The organism is Microbacterium sp. 22179, from assembly GCF_052045715.1.
In the GTDB taxonomy this organism is placed as follows: domain Bacteria; phylum Actinomycetota; class Actinomycetes; order Actinomycetales; family Microbacteriaceae; genus Microbacterium; species Microbacterium galbinum.
Map to the genome: position 1 here is coordinate 370,199 of NZ_JBQEPJ010000001.1, position 17,930 is coordinate 388,128.

General features: G+C 69.7%; 16 protein-coding genes and 1 tRNA gene. 11 read left to right on the forward strand and 6 right to left on the reverse strand.

What is annotated here, in order from left to right; all coding sequences use genetic code 11:
* The first annotated feature begins 51 nt into the window (after positions 1-51).
* Together cmtR and ACTJKK_RS01710 are read left to right on the forward strand one after the other, a co-directional pair.
* Entirely contained in the window at positions 52-414 is a 363-nt protein-coding gene (cmtR, locus tag ACTJKK_RS01705) for a Cd(II)/Pb(II)-sensing metalloregulatory transcriptional regulator CmtR (RefSeq protein ID WP_247622799.1), read from the forward strand.
* Positions 401-2,332 carry a heavy metal translocating P-type ATPase gene (locus ACTJKK_RS01710; RefSeq protein ID WP_440746785.1) on the forward strand — a complete coding sequence of 644 codons (1,932 nt, stop codon included), beginning with the start codon at positions 401-403 and terminating at the stop codon, positions 2,330-2,332. The genes cmtR and ACTJKK_RS01710 overlap by 14 nt, the downstream gene beginning before the upstream one ends.
* Positions 2,333-2,338: 6 nt before the next feature.
* Here ACTJKK_RS01710 and ACTJKK_RS01715 read toward each other — a convergent pair whose 3' ends face one another.
* A complete protein-coding gene (locus ACTJKK_RS01715; RefSeq protein WP_440746786.1) occupies positions 2,339-2,686 on the reverse strand; it encodes an ArsR/SmtB family transcription factor in 348 nt (115 codons plus the stop codon).
* Between the two features lie 80 nt (positions 2,687-2,766).
* Between ACTJKK_RS01715 and ACTJKK_RS01720 the strand changes: the two genes are divergently transcribed.
* Positions 2,767-4,083: an NAD(P)-binding domain-containing protein gene (locus ACTJKK_RS01720; RefSeq protein WP_440746787.1), complete on the forward strand. Its 1,317-nt coding sequence runs from the start codon at positions 2,767-2,769 to the stop codon at positions 4,081-4,083.
* Between the two features lies 1 nt (position 4,084).
* Here ACTJKK_RS01720 and ACTJKK_RS01725 read toward each other — a convergent pair whose 3' ends face one another.
* Entirely contained in the window at positions 4,085-4,480 is a 396-nt protein-coding gene (locus tag ACTJKK_RS01725) for an arsenate-mycothiol transferase ArsC (RefSeq protein WP_440746788.1), read from the reverse strand.
* Positions 4,481-4,493: 13 nt separating this feature from the next.
* Positions 4,494-5,168, reverse strand: coding sequence for an arsenate reductase/protein-tyrosine-phosphatase family protein (locus tag ACTJKK_RS01730; protein WP_440746789.1), 675 nt, complete (start codon positions 5,166-5,168; stop codon positions 4,494-4,496).
* A gap of 49 nt (positions 5,169-5,217) precedes the next feature.
* Here ACTJKK_RS01730 and ACTJKK_RS01735 point away from each other — a divergent pair, with 49 nt between their 5' ends.
* Both ACTJKK_RS01735 and ACTJKK_RS01740 read left to right on the forward strand, forming a co-directional pair.
* A complete protein-coding gene (locus ACTJKK_RS01735; protein WP_440746790.1) occupies positions 5,218-5,952 on the forward strand; it encodes an aquaporin in 735 nt (244 codons plus the stop codon).
* A gap of 13 nt (positions 5,953-5,965) precedes the next feature.
* Positions 5,966-7,372: an FAD-dependent oxidoreductase gene (locus tag ACTJKK_RS01740; RefSeq protein ID WP_440746791.1), complete on the forward strand. Its 1,407-nt coding sequence runs from the start codon at positions 5,966-5,968 to the stop codon at positions 7,370-7,372.
* A gap of 62 nt (positions 7,373-7,434) precedes the next feature.
* Here the strand turns inward: ACTJKK_RS01740 and ACTJKK_RS01745 are convergent.
* Both ACTJKK_RS01745 and ACTJKK_RS01750 read right to left on the reverse strand, forming a co-directional pair.
* Positions 7,435-7,507 (reverse strand) — tRNA-Arg (locus ACTJKK_RS01745).
* Positions 7,508-7,523: 16 nt separating this feature from the next.
* Positions 7,524-8,330 (reverse strand): SGNH/GDSL hydrolase family protein, encoded by an 807-nt coding sequence (locus ACTJKK_RS01750; RefSeq protein ID WP_440746792.1) that lies wholly within the window; start codon positions 8,328-8,330, stop codon positions 7,524-7,526.
* A gap of 70 nt (positions 8,331-8,400) precedes the next feature.
* Here ACTJKK_RS01750 and argS point away from each other — a divergent pair, with 70 nt between their 5' ends.
* Positions 8,401-10,065: an arginine--tRNA ligase gene (gene argS, locus ACTJKK_RS01755; RefSeq protein WP_440746793.1), complete on the forward strand. Its 1,665-nt coding sequence runs from the start codon at positions 8,401-8,403 to the stop codon at positions 10,063-10,065.
* 39 nt (positions 10,066-10,104) lie between these two features.
* Positions 10,105-10,965, forward strand: coding sequence for an LmeA family phospholipid-binding protein (locus tag ACTJKK_RS01760; protein ID WP_440746794.1), 861 nt, complete (start codon positions 10,105-10,107; stop codon positions 10,963-10,965).
* A gap of 1 nt (position 10,966) precedes the next feature.
* On the opposite strand, the gene ACTJKK_RS01765 is transcribed toward ACTJKK_RS01760, so the two are convergent.
* Positions 10,967-12,001, reverse strand: a complete 1,035-nt coding sequence (locus tag ACTJKK_RS01765; RefSeq protein ID WP_440746795.1) for a YhjD/YihY/BrkB family envelope integrity protein — start codon at positions 11,999-12,001, stop codon at positions 10,967-10,969.
* A gap of 150 nt (positions 12,002-12,151) precedes the next feature.
* Here ACTJKK_RS01765 and lysA point away from each other — a divergent pair, with 150 nt between their 5' ends.
* From lysA to rho, 4 genes are all read left to right on the forward strand, one after another.
* Positions 12,152-13,570: a diaminopimelate decarboxylase gene (gene lysA / locus ACTJKK_RS01770; RefSeq protein WP_247632441.1), complete on the forward strand. Its 1,419-nt coding sequence runs from the start codon at positions 12,152-12,154 to the stop codon at positions 13,568-13,570.
* Positions 13,571-13,591: 21 nt separating this feature from the next.
* Positions 13,592-14,896, forward strand: coding sequence for a homoserine dehydrogenase (locus ACTJKK_RS01775; RefSeq protein WP_440746796.1), 1,305 nt, complete (start codon positions 13,592-13,594; stop codon positions 14,894-14,896).
* A complete protein-coding gene (gene thrB, locus ACTJKK_RS01780) occupies positions 14,893-15,828 on the forward strand; it encodes a homoserine kinase (RefSeq protein WP_247622791.1) in 936 nt (311 codons plus the stop codon). The genes ACTJKK_RS01775 and thrB overlap by 4 nt, the downstream gene beginning before the upstream one ends.
* Before the next feature lie 168 nt (positions 15,829-15,996).
* On the forward strand, positions 15,997-17,928 hold the full coding sequence (rho, locus tag ACTJKK_RS01785; protein WP_440746797.1) for a transcription termination factor Rho: 1,932 nt from the start codon (positions 15,997-15,999) through the stop codon (positions 17,926-17,928).
* The last annotated feature ends 2 nt before the right edge of the window (positions 17,929-17,930 follow it).

The window sequence follows — 17,930 nt, forward strand, 5'->3', positions numbered from 1 at the left end:
GCGACGCCTCGCCGACTGTCGACTATTCATCATTCACTGTATAGTCACCGTATGCTGACCATTGCCTCCCGGATCGATGTGATGAACCGTCTCGGCCGTGCCATGGCCGATCCCACGCGTTCGCGGATCCTCCTGCAGCTTCTCGACGGCCCCGCGTACCCTGCGCGCCTCTCGGAGACGCTCGCCCTCTCGCGCACGAACGTCTCGAATCACCTGTCGTGCCTGCGGGGATGCGGGATCGTGGTCGCGACGCCGGAGGGGCGGCAGACCCGCTACGAGATCGCCGACCCCCACGTGACGAAGGCGATCACCCTTCTGGTGAACACCGTGCTCGCGGTAGACGACGGCGAACCGTGCACCGACGAGAACTGCGACGTGCCGCTGTGTTGTTCACCCGCCGATGTCGACCTGTGATGCGTGCTGCGGTCCGGTGACCGCAGCGGCAGGGGCGGTCGGGCACGCGGATGCCGAGCACGAGGTGCGTCCGCCGCTCTGGCGTGATACCGCGCTGCTGCCGTCCGTCATCGCCGGCGTGATGCTGCTCGCCGGCTACGTGCTCGAGTGGAGCGGGTTCCCCATCCCGGCCCTCGTGCTGCAGGGGGGCGCCCTCCTCGCCGGTGCGTACACCTTCGTGCCCGGAGCGCTTCGCCGCCTGGCGCGGGGGCGCCTCGGCGTCGGGCTGCTGATGACCATCGCGGCGATCGGAGCGGTGGCTCTCGGCCATGTGGGAGAGGCAGCGGCATTGGCTTTCCTGTTCTCCCTGGCCGAGGCGCTCGAGGACCGGGCGATGGACCGAGCGAAAGAAGGCCTCCGCGCTCTTCTCTCGCTCATCCCCGAGACGGTGCGCGTGTCGAGACTGAGCGGCGACGCGAGTATTCCCGCCACGGAGGTGCGAGAGCTCGACGTCCTCGTCGTCGGGGCGGGAGAGCGGATCGCGACCGATGGCGTGGTCGTGGACGGGCGCTCGAGCATCGACACGTCCGCCGTGACGGGCGAGTCGATCCCGGTCGCGGTCGGTCCGGGGGAGGCGGTGCCGGCGGGTTCGGTGAACGGATCGGCGACGCTCCGCATCGAGGCGACGGCCGACGGACGGGACAACTCCCTCACCCGGATCGTCGAGCTCGTGGAGCAGGCGCACGCCCGCAAAGGCGAACGTGCGCGCCTGGCCGACCGGATCGCCCGCCCGCTCGTGCCGGTGGTGCTCATCGTCGCCGCCCTGATCGTCGGGTTCGGGTTCGTGGTCGGGGACCCCGGTCTGTGGGTCGAGCGCGCCCTCGTCGTCCTCGTGGCCGCATCCCCCTGTGCTCTCGCCATCGCCGTTCCCGTGACCGTCATCAGCGCCATCGGCTCGGCATCGAAGTTCGGCGTCGTCATCACCTCGGGCGAGGCGTTCGAGCGGTTCGGAACCATCCGCACGATCGCATTCGACAAGACCGGCACGCTCACCCGCAACGAGCCCGAGGTGGTCGCCGTCGCCGCGGCCCCCGGCCGCACGCGCGAGGAGGTCCTCGCCCTCGCCGCCGCGCTCGAGAGGACGAGCACGCACCCGCTCGCCGCCGCGATCGCACGCGCGGCGGCGGACGCTCCCGCGGCGACCGAGGTCGTCGAGGATGCGGGCCACGGTGTGACGGGTCGGGTCGGGGCCACTCGCGTCCGCGTCGGTAGTGTGCGGTGGCTCTCCGAACTGGGCGACCTCGAGGGCGCCGCCGAAGAGATGGCAGACGACGGGATGACCGTGGTCGCGGTCGAGGTCGATGCACGGACCGCGGGGGTCGTCGGTGTACGCGATGAGCTGCGCCCCGAGGCGGCGGAGACCATCTCATTGCTCGAGGAGCAGGGCGTTCGCGCCATCATGCTCACGGGCGACAACGAGCGCACCTCCCGCGCGCTCGCCGCCGGCGCGGGAGTGAGCGACGTCCGTGCGGAGCAGCTCCCCGTGGACAAGGCGGCCGCCATCACCGCCCTCCTCGCCGAGGGGCCGACGGCGATGGTCGGTGACGGCATCAACGACGCGCCGGCGCTCGCGACCGCGACCGTCGGCATCGCCATGGGAGCGGGCGGTTCGGCGGCGGCCATCGAATCCGCCGACATCGCGTTCACCGGCCACGACCTCCGCCTCCTGCCCGCAGCCCTCGCCCACGCGCGCCGCGGGCGCCGGATCATGACCGTCAATATCGGCCTCGCCCTGGCGATCATCGTGGTGCTGTTCCCGTTGGCCCTGTTCGGAGTGCTCGGCCTGGCCGGCGTCGTGCTCGTGCACGAGATCGCCGAAGTCGTCGTCATCCTCAACGGGGTGCGGGCCGCCCGGCGCGCGGTGCCCGGCTTCCGTTGACCTCCGTCAGGGTTGCAGCGCCCGAGCAGCGGCTTCGAGAGCCTCTGGCACGACTCGGTAGTAGGCCCAGCGTCCGCGCTGTTCGCGGGTGGCGAGTCCGGCGCCGACGAGAAGACGCATGTGATGGGAGACCGTGGGTTGCGACAGGCCGACAGGCTCGGTGAGGTCGCAGATGCATGCCTCCCCGCCCTCGGATGCCGCGATGAGCGACAGGAGGCGGAGGCGCGTGGGGTCTCCGAGTGCCTTGAAGGTGGCGGAGATGCGCTCGGCCTCGGCGACGTCGAGTACGCCGCCGGTCACACGCGAGCAGCACGAGGTCGCGTCGGTCGCGAGAAGTGGCAGCTGAATGGTCATGCTCCGAGTTTGCCACACGCATTGACATCTGTCGATGTATCGACGAGTCTCGATACGTCAGAACGAGTGAGGAGCTCGCAATGGATGAGTCGTTGCCGGTTGTCGTTATCGGTGCCGGTCCGCAGGGCCTGGCGTCCGCTGCGCATCTCGTGGAGCGCGGTGTGGAGGTCGTGGTCCTCGAGGCTGGTGGGGGTGTTGCTTCGGCGGTTGCCGAGTGGGGTCATGTGCGGCTCTTCTCCGAGTGGGGTGAGCTCGTCGATGCTGCATCCGCTCGTCTTCTCGCGCCGACGGGGTGGGAGGCGCCGCGGTCGGGTTATCCGACCGGAGATCAGTGGATCGCCTCCTACCTGAAGCCGCTCGCCGACCTCCTGGGCGACCGCGTTCGCTACGGAGCGCGGGTGGTGGGCGTCTCTCGTCGGGGTCGGGACCGTCTGGTCGACGCGGACCGGGGCGAGCAGCCATTCACCGTGCACGTCGACTGCGCTGACGGCGAGTATCGGTTGCAGGCGCGCGCGGTCATCGACGCCTCAGGAACCTGGCAACACCCGAACCCTGCGGGAGCGGACGGACTGCCCGCTCTCGGAGAGCGCGCCGCCTCGAGCGCGCTGACCTACCGGATCCCGGACTTCCGAAGCACCGCGGAGTTCGCCGGCAAGCACACCATCGTCATCGGCTCAGGGCACTCGGCGATCACGGCCGTCCTCGCTTTGGCACGAATGGCGCGTCGAGACCCCGCAACGACGGTCACCTGGGCGCTCCGACGGGCGGCGACGGCGAACACCTTCGGCGGCGGCGACGCGGACGAGCTGCCGGCGCGTGGCGCGCTGGGGATCAGAGCGAAGGAGTTCGTCGATGCGGGTCTCGTCGACCTGGTCGCCGGCTTCCGTGTCGACAGCATCTCCACAAACCCTGACGGCGCTACCATCGTCGCCGAGGATGGGCGGACGCTGAGCGCAGACCGTGTCGTCGTGCTGACCGGATTCCGTCCGGAGCTCTCGTTCCTGTCAGAGCTGCGCCTCGAGCTCGACTCGACCCTGCAGGCCCCGTCGCGGATCGCGGCCGGGGTCGATCCGAACATTCACTCCTGCGGCTCGGTCGCCGCGACCGGAGCCGCAGATCTTGCGCACCCCGAGCCGGGCTTCTACATGGTCGGGGCGAAGTCATACGGGCGAGCACCGACGTTCCTTGCGCTCACCGGTTACGAGCAGGTCCGGAGCGTGGTCGCCGAGCTCGTAGGCGACCATGAAGCTGCTCGTCGGATCGAGCTGGTGATGCCGGATACGGGCGTGTGCGGAGGGGCCGGTCTGTTCGATGCATCGGGTGCCTCGCTCGGCGGGGCATGCTGTGCGCCGTCCGCTCAGGTGGTGCAGATCGGGCGAGCCCCGGCATCCGTCTGAGTCAGCGCGCGAGCAGCGTCTCGCTGATCTTCGCGGACACCGCTTCGCGCAGAGGGCGGACGGCCTCGGCATCCCACGCCTCGGGGTTGGGGAACTCCCACTGGAGAACCTCGCCTCGGGGCGTGCCGGGCAGCTGCAGTCCGGGCTTCATCAGGACGATCACATCCGCCGTCTGCAGATCATCCTCGGTGACCGAGCGGGGGACTCGGTCGCTGATGTCCATTCCCAGCTCCGCGACGGTTGCGGCGACAGCGGAGTTCACGGTCTCGGCGGGGGTCAGGCCCGCAGATGTCGCGGTGAACCGGTCACCGGCAAGGTGCTCGAGAAGTGCGGCGCCGAGCTGAGAGCGACCGGCATTGTGCTGGCAGACGAACAGGACGGTGGGTGCGGTGGTCATCGTGTGATCTCTCTCAACGTGTCAGGGTCAGGCGGGGTGCGAGCTCGCTGATGCGGCGCTCGAGCTCGTCGTAGGCGGTATCGAACGCGGCGTCGTCGCCGACTCGCACCGGGTCCGGGATGGACCAGTGCAGGTGACCGCGAGGGCTCAGCGTCTCGTGTGCGCTGTCGCAGACCGTCACGATGAAGTCCGCGTCCGTTGCGACGTCATCGAGATGGCGGGGCATCTCGTCGGTCAGGGTCAGGTCGTGGCGCTGTGCAGCGTCGCGCGCACCCGGGGCGATCTGCTCCGCCGGCTGGGTTCCACCCGAGACTGCGGGGATGGTGCTGTGCTGCGCCCACAGGGCCGCGGCCAGTTGTGAGCGTGCGGAGTTCGCGGTGCACACGAACAGCACGCGCGCTGCTTCATCGACCGGGGACGGTACGAGTCCTTCGAGGGCGCTCGGCGTCAGGTGAACGTAGCTGCGTCGCCTATCCGCCTCTGACCGCGACCGGCCGACCATGGCGACGGACTCCAGGACTCCGAGGTGGTGGGCCACGAGGTTCGAGGGCATGTCCAGCGACACGGCGATCTCTTTCGGAGAGAGGTCGCCAAGGGTGAGTAGGTCGACGATGCGAAGTCGTGACGGGTCACCAAGGGCTGCGTGCTTGGCAGCGCGCACGTGAAGAAGACTTCGTTCACTGTTCATTGACTCAATATTGACTGAACTATCCCTCGTGAGTCAAGATGGGCCAGCCATGAACGAAATCACATCCACCCGCCCGGTCCTGAGTCGCCGACTGCTCGCCGAGTTCCTGGGCACCGGTTTGCTCGTCACCACCGTCGTCGGATCCGGCATCGCCGCCCAGCGCCTCTCTCCCGATGACACCGGTCTGCAGCTCCTGGAGAACAGCCTGGCCACCACGCTGGGGCTCGCCGTGCTCATCCTGATGTTCGGCCCGGTCTCGGGCGCGCATTTCAACCCGGTCGTCACGCTCGCCGACTTCGTACTCGGTCGCCGTCACGGCGATGGTGTTGCAGCCCGAGATGTCGCTCCGTACCTCGTGGCGCAGATCACCGGTGGGATCGGGGGAGCGTTGCTCGCAAGCGTCATGTTCGATGTGGCGCCGGCGTTCTCCTCGAACGATCGAGCCAGCGCCGGTCACCTCGTCGGGGAAGTCGTTGCCACCGCCGGACTCGTCATCCTCATCTTCGCTCTCGCGCGGACGACCACGCCTGCGGTCATCGCAGCCGCCGTCGGAGCGTACATCGGCGCCGCGTACTGGTTCACCAGCTCCACTTCTTTCGCCAACCCGGCGGTCACCATCGCCCGACTGTTCACCGACACCTTCGCAGGCATCGCTCCCGTTGCGGTGGTGCCCTTCATCGGTGCACAACTCGTCGGCGGCGCCCTCGGGCTCGCCCTCGTCTCCTATCTCTACCCTCGAGTCGCTCGGGTCGCCGGCGACGTCGTCATCCCCACGCACTCCTGAAGGGCTCACCACCATGCACCTCGTAGCCGTCGGCGGAAGCGACGCCGGCATCTCCACCGCTCTCCGCGCCCGCGAGCTCGACCCGTCCGTCGACGTCACCGTCGTGGTCGCCGACGCCTTCCCGAACTTCTCCATCTGTGGGATCCCGTACTACTTCTCCCGGGAAGTCCAGCCCTGGCAGTCGCTCGCGCACCGCACCCACGCCGACCTTGAAACCACCGGCATGAACCTCCGCCTGAACACCCTCGCCACCGACATCGACGTCGCCGGACGCCGTCTCCACGTGCGCGACGAACACGGCGCCGAATCGACCATCGCATACGACGAGCTGATGGTGGGAACGGGCGCTTCGCCGTCCACCGCCGGCATCAAGGGGCTCGATCGGCTCGGACCCGACGAGGGTGTCCACCTGCTGCACTCCATGGGCGACACCTTCGCGCTCGAGCAGTACCTCGACACCCACCAGCCGGAGACCGCCATCATCGTCGGCGCCGGGTATGTCGGCCTCGAGATGGCCGAAGCCCTCACGATCCGCGGCCTGCACGTCACCCAGATACAGCGCGGCCCGGAAGTCCTCTCCACCGTCGACCCCGAACTCGGAACCCTCGTACACGATGAACTCACTCGACACGGAGTCGACGTCATCACCAATACTCGCGTCGAAGGCATCAGTCGCGGTGACCGCGGGATCGTCGTCACCGGAGCCCGTGCCGGTGAGGCGTTCACCCGCACAGCGGACGTTGTGCTCGTCGTGGTCGGTGTGCGCCCCAACACCGACCTTCTCACCGCCGCCGGTGCCACGACCGGCCCCGGCGGCGCCGTCTCGGTCGACGAGCAGATGCGCACCGGACTCCCGAACGTCTGGGCTGCCGGCGACGGTGTCGTCACCCACCACCGCCTCCTCGGGGCCACCTACCTCCCGCTCGGTACCACTGCTCACAAGCAAGGCCGCGTCGCCGGAGAGAACGCCATCGGCGGCAACGCCCGCTTCGCCGGCAGTCTCGGCACACAGGTCGTCAAGATCTTCGACCTCGTCGCAGCACGCACCGGACTTCGTGACCACGAGGCGGTCGCCGCTGGTTTCACCCCGGTCTCGGTGACCTCCACACCCGACGACCACAAGGCCTACTACCCGGGTGCCACCCCCATCAGCATCCGCATCACCGGCGACGAGGATGGTCGCCTCCTCGGTGCGCAGCTCGTCGGGCAGCGCACTGCCGAGGTCGCCAAACGCGTCGACACCTACGCCACCGCGCTGCACCACGAGATGACCGTCGCGCAGATGAGTGACCTCGACCTCTCCTACACCCCGCCCCTGGGGTCGCCGTGGGATGCCGTGCAGATGGCCGCTCAGGCGTGGGAGCGGCAGGTGAACGGACCGCAGAGGATCGACAGCGGCCCGGAACTCTCACGCCGCTGATCGCATCACCCGTATACGCGAAGAAGGACCGCCCTCACGGACGGTCCTTCTTCGCGTATACGTGCCCCCGACAGGAGTCGAACCTGCGACCTACGGTACCGGAAACCGGCGCTCTATCCACTGAGCTACGGAGGCGTACCGAACGACGATATCACTGCTCGGGGGTGGTCTCCGACTCGCCGGCGATCGTGACCGGCACGCCGCTGAGCGCATCGAGCGCGGCGGCGATGCGTTCGGCGAGGTAGCGGTGCCCGGCGGAGGACGGATGCTTGCGCCCCACCTCGACGTCGATGATCTCGAGGTAGTTCTGCTCGGTGATCCAGTCCTCGGCGACGGGGGAGACGTACCACCAGCCGCGGGCGGCGGCGAGATCTGCGAGATCCGCGTCGATGCGCGCGGTGCCGGCACCGACGGGGAGCTCGTGCGGGGCGGGCCCGAGGATCACGATCGTCGCCTCGGGGTACTTCGCCACCATCGCATCCCAGGCCGCGTTAACTGCCTCGCGGTATCCGGCCGCGCCCTGCTCACGGTCGTTGATCGAGCCCTGCAGGATCACGAGGTCGGGAGACAGCGCGGGATCGAGTGCCGCGATGCGCTCGCCGAAGGCGGGGCCGTCGAGTCCGGGCTTGAGATAACCGCTGCCGCGCACACCCTTCACGATCGTCTCGCCGTCGAGCAGATCGGCGAGGAGATACGCGTACCCCTCGGTCGGGACGGTGGCGGCCGAGCCGTACGTCCAGGAGTCGCCGAAGACGAGCACGGTCGGGTGCTCCGGCAGGACGAGCGGAGCCGGTGCGATCGCGGCGGCGGGCTCGCCTTCCGCGGCGCCGATGGGGGCGGTCGAGGGGAGCGGTGCCCAGGGGCGCCAGACGCCGAGGACGCCCGCGACGACGGCGACGGCGAGCACGGCGGCGACGCCGGCGAAACGCAGTCGGCGGCGGGCGGGAGCGACGGTCATGGCATGAGGGTAAGTCACAGATCGGTCTGCGCAAATTCGACACCGTCCCGAGCCGTAAACTTGGTGGTCTATGAATCCTGAAACGCTCGCCGAAGCCCTCCTCGAAGTCCTCGCCCCGATCGCGGACGAGCGACGCCCCGGCGAGCCCCTCGGGCTCTCGGCATCCGACATCGTCCTGGAGCGCCCGCGCAACCGGGACCACGGCGACTGGGCCTCGAACATCGCGATGCGCCTCGCCAAGCCGTTCGGCACGAACCCGCGCGAGCTCGCGCAGCAGATCGCCGACGGTCTGGTCTCGGTCGACGGCATCGCCACCGCCGAGGTCGCGGGCCCCGGATTCATCAACATCCGTCTCGAGGCCGCTGCCGCCGGCGCGCTGGCGAAGACGATCGTCGACGCGGGCGTCGCCTACGGCACGAACACCTCGCAGCAGGGCGTGAGCGTGAACGTCGAGTTCGTCTCGGCGAACCCGACCGGACCGCTGCACATCGCCCACACGCGCTGGGCGGCGCTCGGTGACGCGATCGTCCGCCTGCTCCTCGCCAGCGGCGCGCACGCCGTGCGGGAGTACTACATCAACGACGCCGGCTCGCAGATGGACCGCTTCGCATCGTCGCTGGTCGCCGCCGCGAAGGGTGCGCCGACCCCCGAGGGCGGATACCCGGGGGAGTACATCACGGCGCTCGCCGGTCGCATCCTCGAGGCGCGCCCGGATCTGCTCGACCTCTCCGACGAGGAGCAGCTCGCGGTCGCCGGCGACCTCGGATACGAGTACCAGCTCGCCGAGATCAAGAGCTCGCTCGACCGGTTCAACGTGCCGTTCGACGTGTGGTTCTCGGAGCGCACGCTGCACGCCAAGGACGCGTCGGGCACGAGCCTGATCGACCAGGCGGTCGAGCGCCTGCGCGAGCAGGGCCACGTCTTCGACGAGGACGGCGCCGTCTGGGTGCGCACCACCGACTTCGGCGACGACAAGGATCGGGTGATCCGCCGCTCGAACGGCGAGTACACCTACTTCGCCGCGGATGCCGCCTACTACCTCAACAAGGGCGACCGCGGATTCGAGAACAAGATCTACCTCCTCGGCGCCGACCACCACGGGTACGTGCACCGCCTCAAGGCGGTCGCCGGTGCGGCGGGCGAGGATCCGGAGCGCAACGTCCAGGTGCTCATCGGGCAGATGGTGTCGATCAACGGCGCCCGCCTCAGCAAGCGCGCGGGCAACATCATCGAGATGGACGACCTGCTCGAGTGGCTCGGCGCCGACGCCCTGCGGTACTCGCTCGAGCGCTCGCCCGCGGACTCGCCGCTCGATCTCGACCCCGAGCTGCTGCAGAAGCGCACGAACGACAACCCCGTCTTCTACGTGCAGTACGCGCACGCCCGCACGCACAATGTCAGCCGCAACGCGAACGACTCGGGCGTCGACCGCTCCGAGTTCGCCCCCGAGACGCTGACGCACGAGTCCGAGGCGGCGCTGCTCGGCGCGCTCCAGGAGTTCCCGCGCATCGTGGCGTTCGCCGCCGAGGTGCGCGAGCCGCACCGCGTCGCCCGCTACCTCGAGGAGCTCGCGGGCCTCTACCACCGCTGGTACGACAACTGCCGCGTGATCCCGCAGGGCGACGACCCGATCGAGAGCGTGCACCGCACGCGTCTGTGGCTCAACGATGCCGCCGGACAGGTCTTCCGCAACGGGCTCGACCTCCTGGGCGTCTCCGCGCCGGAGCGCATGTAACCCCCCGTTCGCACCACCGAGGTAGGGCAGGATGACCCCATGAGCGAAGACAACCGCACGCTGCCGTACCCGGAGCCGGATGCCGAGCATCCGACGCTCGTCCTCCCGGGCGCCGGTGCCGGGACCGACGACGGCGTCGCGAGCGCCCCGCAGCGTCGTCGCCGACGCTGGCCGTGGGTGGTGCTCATCGTCGTCGTCGTGCTCGCGGGGCTCGTGGTCGCGGCGGAGTTCGTCGCGCGGGCCATCCTTCCGGGAATCGTGCGCTCGCTCGTCATCGAACAGCTCGACCTCCCTGCCGATCAGCAGATCGACGTCAACGCCGACGGCATCCTGCTGCCGCAGCTCATCGGCGGACGTCTCGACAGCCTCCACCTGTCGACCGACGCGGTCACCCTCGAGGGGATCACCGGTGCGGTCGACGTGACCGCGACGGGGGTGCCGCTGCGCGGCGGCGATCTCGCCGGCGCATCGGGCACGATCCGCATCGACGAGGATCAGTTCACCTCGCTGCTGGCCACCACCGACCTGCCGGTCGACACGGTCGCCCTCGACGAACCGAACGCCACCGTCAGCGGGTCGATCACCGTTCTGGGGCTCGCCGTCCCGATCTCGCTCACCCTCACGCCCGGAGCGCTCGAGGGCGACCTCGAACTCACGCCGGTGTCGTTGAGCGTCGGCGGGATCGAGATCGACGCCTCGCAGGTCGGATCGAACCTGGGATCCATCGGCGCGGATCTCACCCAGCCGCAGCGGATCTGCATCGCCGATCAGCTCCCGGAGGGCCTCACGCTCACCGGTCTGGAGATCGACGGATCCGTGGCGGTGATCGACATCGACGTCGACGGAGCCATCGTCACCGACGAGAGCCTGCTCGAGAAGGGCACGTGCCCGGCCGGATGAGTCAGGCTTCGCGGGCGGCTTCCTGAGCGGCGCGCAGTTCGTCGGTCGCGATCTTCACATCGATCTCGGCCCGCTGCACGCGACGCTGCGGGAAAGTGGTCGCGCCGAAACGAGCGCGCACCCGGTCCGTGCGTTCCTCCTCGCCCGTGACGATGTAGGCGCACGAGATGAGCATGACCTGCGCCGACAGGTTGAGCCAGATCAGGAGGGCGAGCAGCGACGCGAACGAGGCCAGCAGAGGATTGCTGGTCGCGCCGCCGACGAAGAGCGACGAGAGTTCCTGGAGCACCAGGAGGCCGACGGCGCCGAGAAGGGCACCGCTCCAGAGGGACCGCGCCGACGGGCGGACCCCGGAGAGCACGAGGAACACGGCGATGAGCAGAGCGGTGTTCAACGCGAAGACGATCACCAGCGAGAGGATCCGCACGCCCCAGGTCGCCAGCGCGGAGTCGGTGGAGATCCCGAGCAGATCACTCACCCAACCGACGCCGATCCGTCCGACGATGGAGAGGAATGCCGCCGCGATGAACGCCGCCCCGATGCCGATCGCCAGGGCGAGGTTGCGCAGGATCACCCAGATGAACAGGACGTCGCTCTGCGCGGTGCCCGAGATCACACGAACGGCGGTGCGGAGCGACCCCACGGCACCCAGGGCGGCGCCGATCAGGGCGATCGCCGACACCGCGCCCGCCAGCGAGAACGAGATCGGTTCGCGGAGATCGGCCGGATCGATGACTCCGTCCTCGCCGATCAGGCCGGGCACGACGGATTGCACGGCGTCGATGATCGCGTTCCAGGCCTGCGGGTTCCCGGCGAGCCACAGTGCGGCGATGGAGAATCCCAGGAGCACACCGGCGAACACGCTGAACAGGGCGCGGTAGGTGACGCTGTCGGCGAGCATCGGGCCGCGGCGCTCGCTGTAGAGGAGGAAGGCCCGCACGGGCTTGCGCTGGAGCGCCCAGCGCGTCACGGCTGCGATGGCACGCGGGATCGGCCCGGGGCGGGCAGGGGCTTCGGACGTCGATGGGGCTTCCACGTTCTCACCCTACGAGTGAGCGCCGGCCGCCGTCACAGGGGTTGCGGGACGGGCGTCACCATGGCTAGGGCGGCATGCGCCGTGCCCTAGAATCGGGGTCAGTCTCGTCGTGCGCTTCCCGCCCGAGTCCCGCTCCACGATTGGTGTTCCTTGCTTCCCGCTGCCGATTCGCTCGCGCCCGAGTGGCTCGCCGTTCCCGATGACGCGAATGATCTCGCGGCCGGTGTCTGGCCCGCGCGCGCCGCCCGAGACGCCGACGGCGTCCTGACCCTCGCCGGGGTGGATGCCGCGACCCTCGCCCGCACCTACGGCACCCCCCTTCTGGTGCTCGACGAGGACGAGGTGCGTCAGCGCGCACGGGAGTTCCGCCGGGCCTTCGACCAGGCGGCGTCGGAGCACGGCACGGTCGCGCAGGTGTACTACGCAGGCAAGGCGTTCCTCAGCGCCACCGTCGCACGCTGGGTGGTCGACGAGGGACTCCGCGTCGACGTGTGCACCGGGGGAGAGCTCGAGGTCGCGCTGGCGGCGGGAGTCGCACCGGCATCCATCGGCTTCCACGGCAACAACAAGTCGACGCGCGAGCTCGAACGAGCGGTCGAGGTCGGTGTGGGCAGCATCATCGTCGACAGCGCGATCGAGATCGAACGACTCGCGGCGATCACCGCCCGCGTGGACGCGGTGCAGCGTGTGCTCGTGCGCGTGATCAGCGGCGTGCACGCCGAGACCCACGACTTCCTCGCCACCGCGCACGAAGACCAGAAGTTCGGATTCCCGCTCGAGGATGCCGAGGTCGCCGTTGCTCGCATCCGAGAGATCCCCGGGCTCGACTTCGTGGGTCTGCACTGCCACATCGGGTCGCAGATCTTCGGCGTCGCCGGGTTCCGCGAGTCCGCCTCGCGCGTGCTCGAACTGCACGCGGCGCTGCTCGAGGGCGGCGCGGTCCCGCAGATGAACCTGGGAGGCGGCTTCGGCATCGCCTACGTCCGCAGCGACGACCCCACTCCGATCGACGTCCTCGCCGGTGAGATCGTGTCCGCCGTCGCCGAGGGCTGCGCCGCGCGCGGCATCGCCGTGCCCGCGCTCTCGTTCGAGCCCGGTCGCGCGATCGTCGGAACGGCGGGCGTCACGCTCTACGAGGTCGGCACGACCAAGGACGTCACCATCGACTCCGGTGCCGTCCGGCGCTACATCAGCGTCGACGGCGGGATGAGCGACAACGCTCGCCCGGCGCTCTACGGGGCGCAGTACTCCGCGCGCATCGCCTCGCGCGTGGGGATCGGCGCCCCGCAGCTGAGTCGCGTGGTCGGCAAGCACTGCGAATCCGGCGACATCGTCGTCGATCACGAGTACCTGCCCTCCGATCTGGTACCGGGCGACCTGCTCGCCGTGCCGACGACGGGCGCGTACTGCGTCTCGCTGTCGAGCAACTACAACCATGTTCCGCGTCCGCCGGTCGTCGCCGTGCGCGACGGTCGCTCGAGGGTCATCGTCCGCGGTGAGACCATCGACGATCTCCTCTCCCGTGACGCGGGCATCGACGGGGCGAACGCCCCCGAGGGAGAGAAATGACCCACTTCCGAAGGAGCAACAATGGCTGAGTACCGACGACTTCGAGTGGCGCTTCTCGGCGCCGGAGCGGTCGGATCCCAGGTCGCCGACCTCCTGCTGCGCCACGGCGACGAGCTCGCCGACCGCGCGGGCGCCTCGCTGGAGCTCGCCGGCATCGCCGTGCGCGACGTCGATGCACCGCGCGACGTCCACCTTCCGCGCGAGCTCTTCACCACGGATGCCGAGTCGCTGATCCTCGGATCCGACATCGTGATCGAGCTCATGGGCGGTATCGAGCCCGCACGCACGAGCATCCTGCAGGCGATCGGCTCCGGCGCCGATGTGGTCACGGCCAACAAGGCGCTCCTCGCCACGCACGGTCCGGAGCTCTTCGAAGCCGCCGACCGCGTCGGTGCCTCGGTGCACTACGAGGCCGCTGCGGCCGGCGCCATCCCGATCATCCGCCCGCTGCGCGATTCACTCGCCGGCGACCGCATCGTGCGCATCATGGGCATCGTGAACGGCACGACGAACTACATCCTCGACCGCATGGACACCGAGGGCGCCGACTTCGCCGACGTGCTCGCCGACGCGCAGCGTCTCGGATACGCGGAGGCCGACCCCACGGCCGACGTCGAAGGCTACGACGCGGCGCAGAAGGCCGCGATCCTCGCGAGCCTGGCTTTCCATACCGCCGTGCCGCTCGACGCGGTCTACCGCGAGGGCATCACCACCGTCACCGCCTCGATGATTGAGGAGGCCCGTGCCGCGGGCTTCGTGATCAAGCTCCTCGCCGTGTGCGAGCGCCTCGACGTCGACGGAACCGAATCGATCTCGGTGCGCGTGTACCCGGCACTGGTACCGCACTCGCACCCGCTGGCGTCGGTGCACGGCGCCAACAACGCGGTGTTCGTCGAAGCCGAGGCCGCCGGCTCCCTGATGTTCTACGGCGCGGGCGCCGGTGGAGTGCAGACCGCGTCGGCCGTGCTCGGTGACGTCGTCTCCGCCGCTCGCCGCCACATCGCCGGAGGCGTGGGCGTCGGCGAGTCGACGCGGGCGAACCTGCCGGTCGTGCCCATCGGGCACGTCACGACCCGTTACCAGGTCACCCTCGAGGTCGCGGACGCGCCGGGTGTGCTCGCCACGGTCGCCGGCATCCTGAGCGACGGGGGCGTCTCGGTCGCCACGATCGTTCAGACGGTCGAGGGCGACGAGGAGCCCACCGCGCGACTCATCATCGGCACGCACCGGGCAGCCGAGCAGTCGCTCAGCGCCGCGGTCGCGGCACTCGCCGACAGCTCGGTCGTCGAGCGCGTCGTGTCGGTGCTGCGCGTGGAAGGCGAGTGACGGTGGCGGAAGGGCGCACGATCGAGGTCCGCGTTCCCGCCACGAGCGCGAACCTCGGGCCGGGATTCGACACCCTCGGCCTCGCACTCAGCGTCTACGACTCCCTCGTCGTCACCGAGCTCCCGGCGGGTGAGCTCGACATCGAGGTGTCGGGTTCGGGCGCCGAGGAGATCCCGCGCGACGCGTCGAACCTGATCGTCCGCACGGTCGAGCACGTCTACGCCGATGCCGGCCGGCCGATGCCGGGGCTGCGGATCGTCGCCGAGAACGGCGTGCCGCACGGCCGCGGCCTGGGCTCCTCCGGCGCGGCCGTGGTCGCCGGGGTCCTGATCGCGAAGGGCCTTCTCGCCGGAGACGTCGAGATCGGCGACTCCGATCTGTTGCGACTCGCGACCGAGCTCGAGGGGCACCCCGACAACGTCGCGCCCGCCCTCTTCGGCGGCCTGACGATCGCCTGGATGAGCGAGCGCGGCGCGCAGCACAAGAAGCTCCTCGTGCACCGGGGCGTCTCGCCCCTCGTGCTCGTGCCGGCGTACACGATGTCGACGTCGCAGGCGCGCTCTCTGCAGCCGCCACAGGTGTCCACCGCGGATGCCGTGTTCAACGTGTCGCGTTCGGCGCTGCTGATCGCGGCGCTGACGCAGAGCCCCGAGCTCCTCCTCGACGCGACCGCCGATCGGCTGCACCAGGATTACCGCGCCGAGGCGATGCCCGAGACGCAGCGGCTGGTGCAAGCCCTGCGTGCCGCCGGTTTCGCCGCCGTGGTCTCCGGTGCCGGCCCCAGTGTGCTGGTGCTCGCCGACGGGCCGGGAAGTCGTCAGGACGCGGTCGAACTGGCCGGGCGAGTGACCGACACTCCGTGGGAATCCCTCCTGCTCGCCGTCGATGTGCGTGGTGGTACAGTGGGGGATCGAGCGGAGGGCTCCACGTAACGTCTTCGTGAATCTGGCCCCATTGCAACTCTTGCAAGACCCGCACGTCCAACCTCATGGCACAAGTGCCTAGGCCGGCTGGCGCCGAGCGTCAGCCCGTGCGAACGCGCGCAGCACCCGTTGCGCGTGTGGACCGCTCACTACCCCCGAGAAATAGAGGGAGTACTCGTGGAGAACTTCTCCGAGACCCAGAACGACCAGGCCGCCCCGGTCGTCGATGCCCCGGCAGCAGCCGGCACCGACGCATCCGCTGAGGCGGCACCCGCCCGCAAGCGCGCACCGCGACGTGCGACGACGGCGACCGCCGCCGCGAAGGCCGAGAAGGCGGCAGAGGCCGCGCCGGCCGCCGATGCGGCACCGGCCAAGGCAGATGCCGCAGGCGACAGCGCCGAGGCCGCTCCGAAGGCCAAGGCGCCCCGCCGCAGCCGCGCCAAGAAGGCGGATGCCGAGGCCCCCGCCGCGGAGTCCGCGGGCGAGACGCCCGCTGCGGAGAAGGCTGCCGAGAAGGCGGCTCCCGCTCAGGCCTCCGACGAGAAGTCGACGGAGAAGCCCGCTGACGCGGGCGCTGCGGATGCTTCCGCCGAACAGGCCCCCAAGACCACGGGACGCGGTCGCCGCGCACCGAAGAAGACGACGGAGTCCGACGCTTCGGCCGCCGACGCCCCTGCCGCCGATTCCGCTGCCTCCGACAACGCTCCCGCCGCGGACAACGCGGGTGAGGGTGGCGACGGCGGAGACGAGCAGAGCGGTCGCGGCCGCAGCCGCAACCGCAGCCGCAACCGCGGACGCGGCCAGAACGGCACCGGTGCCGCCCAGGAGCAGCAGGCGCAGCCCGCCGGCGACGACGAGCAGGGCGGCAACGGCCGCAACCGTCAGCGCAACAAGCGCCGCGGCAACGCGCAGACCGACGAGTTCGACACCGAGATCGGTGAGGACGACGTCCTGATCCCGGTCGCCGGCATCCTCGACGTGCTCGACAACTACGCCTTCGTCCGCACGACCGGTTACCTCGCCGGCCCCAGCGACGTCTACGTCTCGCTCGGGCAGGTCAAGAAGTACAACCTGCGCAAGGGCGACGCGGTCGTCGGCTCGATCAAGCAGCCCCGCGAGGGCGAGCAGCAGGGGCGCCAGAAGTACAACGCCCTGGTCAAGGTCGACTCGATCAACGGGCTGTCGATCGACGATGCCGCCACGCGCGTCGAGTTCGGCAAGCTCACGCCGCTCTACCCGCAGGAGCGCCTGCGCCTCGAGACCGCGCCCGAGAAGCTCACGCAGCGCATCATCGACTTGGTCGCGCCGATCGGCAAGGGCCAGCGCGGCCTGATCGTCGCGCCGCCGAAGGCCGGTAAGACGATCGTCCTGCAGCAGATCGCCAATGCGATCGCGCAGAACAACCCCGAGGTCCACCTCATGGTCGTGCTCGTCGACGAGCGCCCCGAAGAGGTCACCGACATGGAGCGCACGGTCAAGGGCGAGGTCATCGCCTCGACGTTCGACCGTCCTGCCGAGGACCACACCACGGTCGCCGAGCTCGCCATCGAGCGTGCGAAGCGCCTGGTCGAGCTCGGTCGCGACGTGGTCGTGCTGCTCGACTCGATCACACGTCTCGGCCGCGCGTACAACCTGGCGGCTCCGGCTTCCGGCCGCGTGCTCACCGGTGGCGTCGACGCGTCGGCGCTCTACCCGCCCAAGCGTTTCTTCGGCGCCGCGCGCAACATCGAGAACGGCGGGTCCCTCACGATCCTCGCCACGGCTCTCGTCGAGACCGGCTCCAAGATGGACGAGGTCATCTTCGAGGAGTTCAAGGGCACCGGCAACAGCGAGCTGCGCCTGTCGCGTTCGCTCGCCGACAAGCGCATCTTCCCGGCCGTCGACGTGAACGCGTCGAGCACCCGCCGTGAAGAGATGCTGCTCTCCTCCGACGAGGTCAAGATCACCTGGAAGCTCCGTCGCGCCCTCGCCGGCCTCGACACCCAGCAGGCCCTCGAGGTCGTGCTCGGAAAGCTCAAGGAGACGCAGTCGAACGTCGAGTTCCTCGTGCAGATGCAGAAGTCGATCCCGACCCTGCCCGCAGGTTCGCACGACAACAACATCCGCTGAGC

Excerpts from the sequence above, each read along its gene's own strand:
- cmtR (WP_247622799.1), top strand. The coding sequence starts at position 52 with ATGCTGACCATTGCCTCCCGGATCGATGTGATGAACCGTCTCGGCCGT.
- ACTJKK_RS01710 (WP_440746785.1), top strand. The coding sequence starts at position 401 with ATGTCGACCTGTGATGCGTGCTGCGGTCCGGTGACCGCAGCGGCAGGG.
- ACTJKK_RS01715 (WP_440746786.1), bottom strand. The coding sequence starts at position 2,686 with ATGACCATTCAGCTGCCACTTCTCGCGACCGACGCGACCTCGTGCTGC.
- ACTJKK_RS01720 (WP_440746787.1), top strand. The coding sequence starts at position 2,767 with ATGGATGAGTCGTTGCCGGTTGTCGTTATCGGTGCCGGTCCGCAGGGC.
- ACTJKK_RS01725 (WP_440746788.1), bottom strand. The coding sequence starts at position 4,480 with ATGACCACCGCACCCACCGTCCTGTTCGTCTGCCAGCACAATGCCGGT.
- ACTJKK_RS01730 (WP_440746789.1), bottom strand. The coding sequence starts at position 5,168 with ATGAACAGTGAACGAAGTCTTCTTCACGTGCGCGCTGCCAAGCACGCA.
- ACTJKK_RS01735 (WP_440746790.1), top strand. The coding sequence starts at position 5,218 with ATGAACGAAATCACATCCACCCGCCCGGTCCTGAGTCGCCGACTGCTC.
- ACTJKK_RS01740 (WP_440746791.1), top strand. The coding sequence starts at position 5,966 with ATGCACCTCGTAGCCGTCGGCGGAAGCGACGCCGGCATCTCCACCGCT.
- ACTJKK_RS01750 (WP_440746792.1), bottom strand. The coding sequence starts at position 8,330 with ATGACCGTCGCTCCCGCCCGCCGCCGACTGCGTTTCGCCGGCGTCGCC.
- argS (WP_440746793.1), top strand. The coding sequence starts at position 8,401 with ATGAATCCTGAAACGCTCGCCGAAGCCCTCCTCGAAGTCCTCGCCCCG.
- ACTJKK_RS01760 (WP_440746794.1), top strand. The coding sequence starts at position 10,105 with ATGAGCGAAGACAACCGCACGCTGCCGTACCCGGAGCCGGATGCCGAG.
- ACTJKK_RS01775 (WP_440746796.1), top strand. The coding sequence starts at position 13,592 with ATGGCTGAGTACCGACGACTTCGAGTGGCGCTTCTCGGCGCCGGAGCG.